This is a genomic window from Sphingobacterium alkalisoli, from assembly GCF_005049105.1.
Taxonomy (GTDB): Bacteria; Bacteroidota; Bacteroidia; order Sphingobacteriales; family Sphingobacteriaceae; genus Sphingobacterium; species Sphingobacterium alkalisoli.
The window spans coordinates 1-12,487 of sequence record NZ_SUKA01000010.1 but is presented as its reverse complement, the minus strand read 5'-3'; the positions used below and the strand labels follow the sequence as shown (position 1 = coordinate 12,487).

At 38.6% G+C, this 12,487-nt stretch carries 7 protein-coding genes and 1 rRNA gene; all 8 read right to left on the bottom strand.

The window, feature by feature from the left end:
• Positions 1-2: 2 nt before the first annotated feature.
• Positions 3-704, bottom strand: coding sequence for a fasciclin domain-containing protein (locus tag FAZ19_RS21850; RefSeq protein ID WP_169305748.1), 702 nt, complete (start codon positions 702-704; stop codon positions 3-5).
• Between the two features lie 29 nt (positions 705-733).
• Entirely contained in the window at positions 734-2,287 is a 1,554-nt protein-coding gene (locus FAZ19_RS21845) for a RagB/SusD family nutrient uptake outer membrane protein (RefSeq protein ID WP_229707675.1), read from the bottom strand.
• 1 nt (position 2,288) lies between these two features.
• On the bottom strand, positions 2,289-5,456 hold the full coding sequence (locus FAZ19_RS21840; protein ID WP_136822898.1) for a SusC/RagA family TonB-linked outer membrane protein: 3,168 nt from the start codon (positions 5,454-5,456) through the stop codon (positions 2,289-2,291).
• Between the two features lie 5 nt (positions 5,457-5,461).
• A complete protein-coding gene (locus FAZ19_RS21835) occupies positions 5,462-6,508 on the bottom strand; it encodes a DUF5007 domain-containing protein (protein ID WP_136822897.1) in 1,047 nt (348 codons plus the stop codon).
• A gap of 8 nt (positions 6,509-6,516) precedes the next feature.
• The gene (locus FAZ19_RS21830) at positions 6,517-7,179 is read right to left on the bottom strand and encodes a hypothetical protein (RefSeq protein ID WP_229707676.1); all 663 of its coding nucleotides are present in this window, start codon (positions 7,177-7,179) and stop codon (positions 6,517-6,519) included.
• Between the two features lie 30 nt (positions 7,180-7,209).
• Entirely contained in the window at positions 7,210-8,718 is a 1,509-nt protein-coding gene (locus FAZ19_RS21825) for a RagB/SusD family nutrient uptake outer membrane protein (RefSeq protein WP_169305747.1), read from the bottom strand.
• Positions 8,719-8,767: 49 nt separating this feature from the next.
• Positions 8,768-11,725, bottom strand: coding sequence for a SusC/RagA family TonB-linked outer membrane protein (locus FAZ19_RS21820; protein ID WP_136822895.1), 2,958 nt, complete (start codon positions 11,723-11,725; stop codon positions 8,768-8,770).
• Between the two features lie 459 nt (positions 11,726-12,184).
• Positions 12,185-12,296 (bottom strand): 5S ribosomal RNA (gene rrf, locus FAZ19_RS21815).
• Positions 12,297-12,487 lie beyond the last annotated feature (191 nt).

Below are 12,487 nucleotides of genomic sequence, written 5' to 3'. Positions count from 1 at the left end.
TTTTACATCAAACTAAAAGCCCTATTCGCAAAATTTATACTTGAGAAACCAAACGAGTGCTTCTTGATATTCAAAACATGTAAGTTCCCGTTTCGGGTACGAATATCGGAAGTTGCAATAGGTGTATGAATTATTCCAAAATCAAAGTTAGATAGGTATAATTGTCTATATCCAGCGTATTTTACACGCTGCTCCACACCCGCATTATTCTTTGAGACTACATCATTATACAGTACACCAATGTTCATATTCTGTCCACCCAGTGCAATAAACCCTTGTCCAGGAAAAGACTCCATCTTTAACGTATCTAATTGAGGATAATCTTTCAATGACCTTCTTTCCTCAAATACGTACATTGATAAGTACTCCTTCCATACAATTGGGTTTACCTGAGCCAAATCGATCACAGTATCTCTACCCTGAATAAATAACACCTGATTTAGCAGACGAACCGATTTTTCTATCGTCACATCAGGAGGTGCAAAAAAAGTAATATTGTCATTATTCAACACGGCTTCCATATCTGCCAGTTTTACTACCTTCATCAAGGAATCAAACAACTCTGGTCTGGAGTCTAGGTACTGCAAAATTGTACCATCGTAGTTATTTGGATAGGTTCCAGAATCAATATATCCACTTTTTTCACAAGAAAAAAGCACCACAAGCATTGAGAAGGCTCCTACTATATATCTTATTATATTCATATCTTTCATTTCATTTACAATTTATGCTGTTAATTCCAATAAGGATTAAGTGTCATACCGGGGTTATTTACCAATGCCTTACGATCAATCGGCCACGTCCATGCACCTCTATAAAACGCATCAATTGGAATCGGAACACAAAACTCTGAATTCAACACCCGTTTGGTTCTTACGAGGTCATAATAGAAATGACCTTCCCCGAGTAGCTCTCTCACACGCTCCCACCATATAAAGTCCTTCAATTCCTGATCTGCTTTTCCTGCTAATGGAGTTGCATTTGCCCTGCCACGAATTAAATTAATTAAATTAGTTGCTTCTGCCTCATTCGCTGCACCACCTATCTCCGCTAATGCTTCTGCACGCAATAAGATGACGTCTGCATAACGAAATACAATCATATTGTCGTCCGGATTGAAATCCTCTCCCTCTTCACGAAAGATATTCACGTTCTTCAACACTACAAATTGTCCATCTTGCGCATATAAGTTATCTTCTTCAAACCACGTAGACTTACGTTCATCCGCTAGATCTCTCGGGTACATCTCTTCCATAAAATCCAAGTCATAGTGGATGTAGGAATTCTTAATTGTTTCGAACTTGTAGGGTGCACGGAGTACATTATCGGCATACATTGCGGAGAGGTGGAATGTCTCACCGTAATTGTAATTTTGCGTAATTTCAAACAATCCTTCTTTCGTCCTTCCTTTGAAAATTTCTTTTGTTTGTTTAAGAGGCATTAACGCGTAGGATCCCTCATTCTCATCAATAACCTCCCTACCCAAGGATACGGTCCGCTCATAGAATGTAGTCTTATTAGCATCCGAAAATCCGGCAAGCCACATATTGATATGCATCATCAATGCAATTGCTCCACCCCGCATTGCACGATTTCCTACCTCGGTCGGATCCTCTTGTGTCCAGGGTAAATCCTTATAATACGTCGTCATATCTGCATCAATTGCTTTCAATACGTCCAACATCGGCGTACGACCAATCGATTTATCATGATATGCTTCAGTATAGTAAGGTACGTTACCAAACAAACGAACCAAGAAGAAATAACTCAGGTTTCGCATAAATACTGCTTCTGCTATATATTGGTTCTTCTTATTCTCGGATAATATACCCTCCTCCATATTTTCTATCTCATAAACCGCGATATTGGCTTTGGCAATCACTCGGTAAAAATGACTCCAATCTCTTATCTGATGAAATCCAAAGAAGTCTTCGTTCGCGGCATAATTTCTAGCAGGATTGGTGTACTGGTTAAAAATTCCATTCAAATCATTATTTCGAACAAAACTTAACCAATTCATAAATGAACCAGTTGCATTAGACCCACTGTTTCTATTTAACGGTGCACAACGTAAATCCCCAGTACCAGGGAAGAAGGCTTGTCGCATGGTAGCTGTACGAAATCCTGAATACAAGCCTCCAACAAACATCTTTACATCTTCCTCCGTCTGCCAATAGTTGTTGCCCGACAAATTATCAATAGGGGTAACTTTAAGCCATTCCTTACCACAAGAAGACACTCCCATGGCGAATAGCATTGCTATATATAAATAGTATCTTTTCATCATCTTAAAATTGAACATCAACACCAAATGTAAATTCTCTTGCCCGCGGATAACCCGCCGAACTATCGTATCCCAAATCAGAAACCAGTTCTGGATCTGGCCCCGAATACCTGGACCAAGTATAAATATTATTCGCATTTACATACAGTCGTAGTCCCGTTATTCCAAAACGCTTTTTAATATAATCTCTATCCACATTGTACGATATGGTTGTCGAACCCAATTTTACGTAAGATCCATCTTCCTGAAATAATGTAGAATTGTATCGATATGGATTAATAAATCCTGCCCTTCTAAAATCAAACGGATTCGGATAAAAAGCATCCGCATTCGCATAGGTCCAATAGTCAAAATTATCCAACGGTACCAAAGCGCTCGGGTTTGCTGCATCTGGATTTTTCGTGGGGTAATAGTAGCCTCTAAACATATCTGCAGCAGCATTATTAATTATATCCCTCTTTATGCTGAAAATAATATTAGGTTGTATACTCCAGGCCTTATATTGTATTGTTGCTCCAAATCCACCCGTAATTCGTGGCCGTGAGTTACCTGCAACAACCAAGTCCCGTTGATCCAGAATATAATCTCCATTCAAATCCGTAAAATAGGGGTCACCTGCCCGGAAAAAATATTCTTGCCCTGTGCTATTTGTAGCCCGGTATCGCAAGCCAGTGGCTGGATTCACTGGTACATCATCATCGGATTGGAAAACACCTCTATAATGATACAACACGTTTGAAAATGTATTTCTGCCAAGACGTTGTAATATGGTCACATAGTCCATTGTGGGATGCTGCTCTAGAATCTGACGAACATTATTTGGCAATTGGGATTGAATATCCTTATTGTAAGCCATATTTCCGTAGAAGGTTAATCGCCAATCTTCATTTTTAGCATTGGGGCGGTAGAACAATGATAACTCATGTCCTCTGTTGACAATCGCCTTATCATTCGCTACTACTTTCGTAAATGCGTTAATATTTGCCAAATCAATATCAGCCAACTCATTCGTATTTTCTTTATAGTAGTGTTCATATGTCATGGTAAACATATTGTTGAAGAAACCTAAATCTACAGCGAAGTTCCATTGCGTTGTCGTAATAGGTGTCAAATTAATATTTGGGATCTGACCCAGATCAATCGATACAGTTGGCTCGTTATTGTACGTATTATCATCCATTGTATACTTACCGTATACATCAAAAATACTACCTGTTGGGAATATATTTCTACCCCACGTAACGCGGAAACTACCCTCGCTCAACCAATCTTGATCTTGTAGAAGTTCTTCGCGCGAAAAGTTCCAACGCACACCAGCTGTAGGATTATGCGACCACGGGCTCTTACCCCCCGAAGTTGATGTTCCGTCCAAACGGTATGATAAATCCACAATGTACTTGGAATCATATTGGTAACTCATTTGTCCCGCATATCCTACCGTCCTTCTATCGTATAGGTTATTTAGAATACCTCCGCGTGTATTACGCGTATTGTAACCTAATCCGACTTGAATTTGATCAGATCCAGTACCATTTAAATCCATGGCTTGCGCTCTATAACTCGTAGTTGTAGCTTCCATAAAAGCAAATGCATTAAACACATGCTTTTCATTATCAAACAACGTCGTATTATATTGAAGCATATTCCGATTGTACAAATCCTTTGTACTGCTTTCAAACATATAGATGTTAGATTCTCCTGAGTTTAAAATTTCTGGTGTGAAACGATCTTGATTCGACAAGTCATATTGATATTTTAATGTCGTACTCGCTCTCAAGCCTTTCAAGAATTCGTATTCCAATTGCACCTGCGTAATCATATTCCCTGTCTTATTATCATTGACAATAGAGGTTGCTCCAAGCGCATCATAACTACCCGAAAAAATGGATGGGGAAGGCAGTAACGAAGATGTATTGACGGAGTTAGCTACCCCAGACTGTTCAAAAGCATTTCCCGAACCCGTGCTATTACGTGCCATATTAGCCGTCAGATATCCACTAATTAAGAATGCATCACTCGGTCTGTATTGCATATTGGTCTGCACCGAATATCTTGTAAATCCCGTGTTTCGAATAATACCATTTTGCTTAAAGTATCCCGGAGCAACTTTATAATTGAACTTTTGATTACCTCCCGAAAAATTTAAACTCTGTTGCATATTAAATTGATTACCATAGAAATGAGACTGCCAATCGGTAGAATTATTATAATAGGCGTTCAAAGAGTCCGCTAACCAAGGTGTATCATTAATGAGTTCCAACCCTGATCGATATGTGGAATCGTATTGTAAGATTTGATTAACCCGAATTCTACTCTCTTCCATTCCCCCAATGATAGGTCTCAACTTTGGAACGGTGGACATAAAATATTTCGATTGATAACTGATAATTGGCACGTTCGAATTACCACGTTTTGTTGTAACCAAGATAACACCATATGCACCCCTCGAACCATATAATGCTGTTGCCTGTGCATCCTTTAGGATAACAATTGTTTCGATTTCCTCAACTGGAATCATTGATATAGGACTAATACCAGGACCCTGTGTCTGAAATCCATATTCAAAATTACTCCCCTCTTCTATCGGCACGCCATCTATAACAAACAACGGCGATGTCGGAGACAAAAATGCACCATTTCCCGACATTGATACATTAGAGGAATTCAAACCTCGAATTGACATCGAACCACGCATACCTGGAGTACCGTTATTCAATTGTACATTCATCCCCGGTACACGTCCTTGAAGCAGGTCCGTGAAGTTAGCTGCGGGTGCGTCCTTGATGTCTTTAGCACTAATAACAACAGCAGATCCTGTCAGTGTTTCTTTTTTCTTTGCTACGTAATTTATGGTTACCGTCTCGATTTCCTCATCAGACGAAAGCAATACGACAGAATAGCTCTTAGTATTTGCATCAAATTTAACGGTATTGGCTTTATAACCTACCGCTGTAAATATCAAACTTTTGGTTAAGGCCGGCACATTAATTGTAAACATACCGTTCGCATCAGACAAACCGACGGCTTTATTTCCTGGTAAAACTTTGATCGATGCGCCAATGATTCCGGCCCCATCACCATCAGATACCTTTCCGCTAATAGCCAGCTCCTGTGCGATGACCTGAGTGACTAGCAAACTAAATAAAATAATTAAACTATATAAACTTCTCATAATTATTATTCGTTTTCAAACTTTGGCGTTTCTCCGTAAAACCTAAATTGTATCTCCCAGTGCCCTTCCTCGTAAATGGCAAAATCAAAGCCTAAGCTAGCTTGTGTCAAATACCCACCTCGACCTATCCGATTATACCTAAGGTTAATTGCTGCCATCGTTCCCGTCGCATCGGTATATTTCGACGGATAGGCAACTAGTGGCATAGGATATAGTACATCATAAATAACTTTGCCATTTTCAAATCGATGATTAAAGCCATGTATCAATTGCTCCCATTTTGTTTCCTTAAACATTTGTATATCAATAGTTTGATTCAAAGAATCGAGTATACTCACTGTAAGTGAACTTCCAGGACTAGTATTTTCTACATCTTTATTAATATACACACGAACGTCGTATATAAAATTTCCTGTGCGGCTACCATAGATATTTTCTATTCTACTAGGCCACAGATAAGCGTTAGCAGCAAGCCCAGTAGATGCATTATACTGTGAGGGCTCATACGCCCTTGGCTTCAGGAGAGACAGCTTCAATCCCCGCTGAATCTTTCTACCCCCCGTGTTACCTATTGCGACATCCATCGTATAGCCTTCATAAGGTACTGTTTGAAGCCCCAATAAAGAGGTCGTATTCCAAAAAACTAAATTGCCTGAATTCTTTTGAATCTCTATAGCTGGTCTATATTCAATTTTTTGTTTTGCTTCAATTTCTTCAATTGATTTCTCCTCTCCGGTATAGGCTTCTTTCCATATTTTTACCGGATATTTTTTCCCCAGGACATTTTCTCCGACAGACTCTCCGTCTGCGTTTTGGATATCCAAGATTTCAAAAGATAGTGGCAACGTACTTTTATTACTCGTTGCTACGATATCGTTAAATGAAATAGTACGACCCACATAAGGAGAAAACTCTGTTGTACTGTATTGTACATCATCGCTCAGCGCGTCTAAATCATCAGGAACATATGATTCACAAGCAAAAAATCCCACTGTCACATTAGCACACAGTACTAAAAATAACGATCTGAATGGTATATTAGATTTTTTCATTGGTGTTACTAATTAGTTGAGAAATATTTATTTAACTTACCAAAACCAAAATCATGTTGAGAAGAAAGCGTATGGAATATTCCGTTAGTTACTTGAAGATCTACCGATTTGGTATTTGTGCTTTGCCAATACCTTTTGTAGATTGACTCATTTACATCGCTAAAGACAATTTGCTGTTCTCCCCCTCCTACTATACCGGAGGAAGTCAGCACTCGATATTGTGTATGCATGGTATAATCATACTTTGAACTTGCAAAGGTCTGCCCATCTTTGTAATTTCTAATACCATGAATATCAATATTTTGGTCAAAAACATACCGATACGCCAATGTATCCAACACATTAAGGTTGAAGTCTTCAATATAAAGAGGCGATAATCCAGCAGACATTCTAGTGCTGTTTAGATTAGCTATAGCTAACTCAAACGAGCGATTATTTACGGCAAAAAATGTTACTTCGTTTTGCGGATCATTTAGCTTAGATTTTAATGCAGGCAATCTTTCCAACATTAACACCAAGGAATCGTACACCCCAGGCTGATGAATCAGGTAGTCATACACAGTGCCATCATACGTGATATTGGTCTTTTGGTAATCGTAATAATGATCATCCGATTTTTCACAGCTTGTGACTAGCACAACTGAACTGATGAGTAAAATTAGTATTTTCATTCCTTTCATTGGATTCATGTCTTTAGTTAGTTAGTTCCAGTATTGATTTTGCGCAAGCTTACTATTTCTATTCAAGACATCAGTTGCTATGGGCCAGAATATGCCCTTCTTATTAATTAAATTCAAAAACTCCAGATCATCATTTTTAATTTTATGATATCTAACCAAATCATAAAATCTCCAACCTTCTCCCATTAGCTCTCGTCTGCGTTCTTGGAATATTTCGTCAATCAATGATTCGGTTGATAAAACGGAATAGTTTTCAATGCCACGTAAACTTTTTATAATATTTAATTGTTCAATCGCTGGTAATCTATTTCCCAATACAGCTAGTGCTTCAGCACGAAGAAGATGTATTTCTTCCAATCTTGTAAACACCAAATTAGAACCAAATACTGCGTAGTTCCCATCTGTCACACCGTCTCTCAAAATACGGATCTTGTTAAAAATGGGTATCTCATTCGTAAAATTCAGAAAGTAGTTGGTCTTATATAAACCAGAAATGGTATCTACTCCGAAGCGCTTATCATTTAGGTCTTCAAATAGATCAGTAATCAAACTTTTATCGACATAGATATCCGGGAATTCCTTATTAACTACAGGTTGAGCTAGCGTTAACTGTTCCATATGTCCCGAAGAAGTTGCCTCTCCATACACATACGCCGAACTAAAGTTGACAATCTGTCCAAAAGCAAAGTTGTTAGAAAAAATACCATAGTTTCCCGTTAGTCCCCTCACGCCACTACCGCCGGCAGCAATCTCTGTCAATCTGGTTATGTTGGCGCTTTCGTAATTATCCAAAATGAACTTCGTATATGCCGCTACGTCAATATACTTTCCTTGCCAGGCAGCAATATGAGATAATACTGCATAGGCGCTGATTTTGTTAAAGAGTACCTTCTCCCAATTTACAGGAGTCTCTCCATAATACCGATCCACTATTGATCCATATCGATATGGCAAATCTTCCAAACACTCTGTTAGTTCCTTTTCTGCATAATTCAATACTACTTCAGCTTCTTTAATATCCACCTCTTCAAAACTGCCGTTGTCAAATGACTTTGTCAACAATGGTACATCGCCCCATACGCGAACCATATAGAAATAGGCAAAGGCACGCAATGCCCTTGCTTGTGCAATATCCATTTTCAAATTGGTTTCTGTATATCTCGTATCATGCTGCAAAACTTGAGGTGCCTTTTCTATGAATACGGAAGCCGCATTGATCACGGCGTAAAAACGCTGCCAGCTAGATAGCTTTTCAATAACGGGAAAAGAAGCATTAAGCTTGTTTTCTTTTACAGCAGTCAGGTCTCCTCGACTGTACACCGAAAAATCTCCTCCACGGACATCTCCGTATATCCAATGTCCATTATTCGATACCAACGCTGCCCGCATCAAACCGTATATTCCTATCAATCCAGATTTGCTGTCTGAAATACTTCGCCAATGTAATTTCTCACCAGCCACTTCGAGGCTTGGGGCATCAAGACTTTTTGTACAAGAACTGACAACCGTCAATAATCCTATTAAAGCCATAAACAACTTACTATATGTAGATTTAAACATGATAATTTGTGTGTTATTTTTATAAATCCAATTTCATTCCTACTGTAAATGTCTTAGTCATTGGCATACCATATCCGTCGTAAAATCCATTATAATTAATCAGCTCGGGATCATTACCAGAAAAAGAAGTTATAGTATATAGATTTGTCGCATTTACATATACATACGCCCGTCTCACGGACTTTATCGCGCTCTTAATTGCGTCCAATCGAGACAAATCATAGCCTAGAGATAAAGAATTCAGCTTAAGGTAAGACGCATTTTCTAAAAACAGATCCTGATCGACCCGGTAAGGATTCGTGTTACTCCAAACATTATAGATAGGATATTTTGAAATGTCCAAGTCTTGCTGCCATTGAAATATTTCCCGCACGGCATTCAAGCTATTACTTGATTCATTGTTTATAAAATCGTACCGGTTAGCTGCACGTTGATTTAAAGCAGAATGGCCAAGAGCACAAATAAAAGAGAAATCCAGCTGAATGCCTTTATATTTCAACGTATTATTAAATCCTCCGAAGAATTTTGGAGTAGAGCGCCCTTCGAGGACTTTATCTTTACTATTAATGACATTGTCACCGTTCTGGTCCTTCCAATTGGCATCTCCTACGGCAAAAGGAACTCCGTCCATTGTGAGCAAATCTCCTGAACTGTTAGTTGGAATCTCGCTTACAGTATTGTAAATTCCCTGGTTTTTGTAGAGCCAATAACTATCAATAGCCTCTCCAACCTTAAGCAATCGATCACCTACCACCAGTTCGGTTAGACCTCTAGGCAATTTGACAAGCTCATTTCTATTGACGTTAAAGTTAAAAGAAGAATTCCATCCTAATGTATTTTCTTTGTTTGCTAGAATCTGTGCTGATATCACAGCATCTATGCCCGTATTTTTCACTTCCATTCCATTCTTGAACTCCGCACTATACCCATATTCTGCCGGAACAGGAATACCCAAAATTTGATTTTTGTTATACGTTTGATAGGCTGCCACGTTGAAACTTAATTGATTATTCAAAAACGATTTATCCAATGCGATTTCCATTTTATCACTGTATGCCCAATCTAAACCATACCCGATCCAACCCCTATTGTAGTTACGCGTAATACCCGCATATCCGTAATATGAAGAAATAGTAGGCTCTCCATCCCAGCCTAGCGAACCCGTATATTGCGGTCCTACTGCGTACCGACTATCAAAGTTTGGTAAGCCAATACGTCCGTAAGATGCCCTCAAACGAAACTCGTTACCTTGATCAAAGTGGTTGGCAATATTCCATCCCGCTGATATAGCAGGTGTAAATATCCATCGGCTATCTTGTTGGACAGTAGAGGTACCATCCCAACGCAACACAGCGCTTAGGTCAAATATGTTACGGAAGGAGTAGTTCATATTGCCATAAAAAGATTGCAGATGGAATTGTTCCTTATTATTCCAGCGTAATACTCTTAACCCTCCCTGCGGCGTTAAATAATCTCCTTCATTAGGATCTCCTTCCACTACATTCAATTTGATATAATCATTAGGTCCGTCAAAAGCACGTGCAAAATAGTAGCGGTATAAATCTTCCTGATAGTCTGTTCCCCCGACTATATCTATCTGATTATTTTCATCTAATGTCAAATTATATGTCAGTTTATTATTAAAAATAAAGCGCTGAGAATAACCATAATAAGTCGACATATAATTGATAGTCTCCATCAATTCTTTGGGGTAAAACAGATCTCTTCTGCCTTCATTATAATCCAACATAAAACTGGAAGAAAACTTCAAATTTTCTAAAATATCAACATCAAGCTTAATATTTCCTTGCAGATTATTCGTAATGTTGTCATCTACTGTTCTCCGTTTGTAGAGATCCAGATTAGCTCCATAAACATTCATATTAGGAGAGATAGGTGTAGACAAATCTGGTAGGTAGGCCATTTCAGTGAATCGCTCACGTAAATTCCTATTACGGTCACGATCACTTCTTCTCGCATTGATATAAGTAGATAGTTTAACCCATTCAAACGGGAGCATATTTACATTAAATAATACATTATAACGCTTGAAATTTGCATCATCTGATGAAACTGCATTCTTCACATGACCCGCAAAAAACGCAAAATTAGCTCGATCCGTACCTCCTTTTACATTCAGATCAACATTATAAAGTAAGGCATTACTGTAGTAACCATCACGCCAATTGGCAGCCCCATAATAATTCATATTTGTAGAGTCCGACAGATAGCCAGGATACCGCAATTCATATGTATCATTTGTTGTTCGATACTTATCGTAAAACTGTCTCCTGAATCTATTTTCATAATCCGCGTTATACGGGGTTACAGCAGGCTTTGTATTTACACCAACATAGCTATTGACACCTATTTCGCGCTCACCCGATATCCCGCCATATGTCGTTATCCAAATGGCCCCATTGGCGGCCAATGGGCCCAATTCAGCTAGACGTACTGGATCCTTGATGACCTCAATAGATTTAATCGTTGACATATCAATAGTTGCTAAATAATCGGTTGCTGCTCCCAATCTTGTCAAGTCATAGCGTTGAAGTGAATTTGAAAAATTATGCTCATTAATCATGGGAATACCATTTACATAAACACAGGCTATGTTCTGATTAATATCCATATTAGATAGTTGAGGCCTCGTAAGTCCTCTTACAACAATATTTTGATAAGTACCAGGCTCCACAGTTGGAGTTTGTACCCATACACCAGCAGCGTTTCCCTTAAGCATACTAGCGATATGCACATAAGGGTTGTTCTTTACAAGTATGACGTTTATACTATCAGACGTTAGTACTTTAGCATTTAAAGTATTAATCTTTGCAACGTCAGCGGAATCAAGAGATCCCTCTTCTAATGTATCTTGCTGCATTAGATAATCAAAATACACATGATCAATGCTATTCTTAGCCCATAAAATATGAGGAACTACTAGTAAGAAAAAGACATAATAAAGGCTTCTTATCATACAATTTGCTATTTAAGGTTAATTGTTTTTCAATATTTAGGTTAAAACAATTAAACAATGATAGAGATAAGATTTCTCTTTTCCTAGCCCTTAGCAGGCCGAAAACGCACGAAACCGTTTGCGTAATTTAACGCAAACGATTGTTCTATTTAACATTTTTTTAACAACCAATAACTGATTTCTCCCTTGTAACAAAAACCTAAGGATAGTGTGTTCTAATCAGGACGATATTCCTTACACATGATGGGATGCATTTAAATTTCAGACGGAAATGGAATGGTGGTGGGGTTTGCTAGTAATAGGCTACGAAGAGCAAGATAAACTTGGTAGTAAAAGGTGAGCTAAGACGTAAGGTGTATAAGAAATCTGCCGGTTAGAGCTACAGCAGACAGCATGAAATATAGAAATATAGGGCACAAAAAAAAACCCTTACTGTTTCCAGCAAGGGCTCTGTATAAAAAAAGGCACCGACCTACTCTCCCACCTGTTACGGCAATACCATCGGCTCTGGCGGGCTTGACTGCTCTGTTCGGAATGGGAAGAGGTAGACACCGCCGATATAGGCACCTGAAGATCTTTATTTAGATCTGAGAGATCAGATATTAGATTTGAGAACCGGCGAACGGTCCCATATCCCATATCTATAGTCTCATATCTAATCTAATGACTATCGAAAGAAAGAAAAACATACGGAGAAAACAACAGCAACTATCCGCCTGGAAAGCTTCGGGCTATTAGTACTACTCGGCTATGGTATCTCTA

Bases quoted from the DNA above. Each gene is read 5' to 3' on its own strand.
- FAZ19_RS21850 (WP_169305748.1), bottom strand. From the start codon at position 704: ATGAATATAATAAGATATATAGTAGGAGCCTTCTCAATGCTTGTGGTG.
- FAZ19_RS21830 (WP_229707676.1), bottom strand. From the start codon at position 7,179: ATGAAAATACTAATTTTACTCATCAGTTCAGTTGTGCTAGTCACAAGC.
- FAZ19_RS21825 (WP_169305747.1), bottom strand. From the start codon at position 8,718: ATGGCTTTAATAGGATTATTGACGGTTGTCAGTTCTTGTACAAAAAGT.
- FAZ19_RS21820 (WP_136822895.1), bottom strand. From the start codon at position 11,725: ATGATAAGAAGCCTTTATTATGTCTTTTTCTTACTAGTAGTTCCTCAT.
- FAZ19_RS21840 (WP_136822898.1), bottom strand. From the start codon at position 5,456: ATGAGAAGTTTATATAGTTTAATTATTTTATTTAGTTTGCTAGTCACT.
- FAZ19_RS21835 (WP_136822897.1), bottom strand. From the start codon at position 6,508: ATGAAAAAATCTAATATACCATTCAGATCGTTATTTTTAGTACTGTGT.
- FAZ19_RS21845 (WP_229707675.1), bottom strand. From the start codon at position 2,287: ATGATGAAAAGATACTATTTATATATAGCAATGCTATTCGCCATGGGA.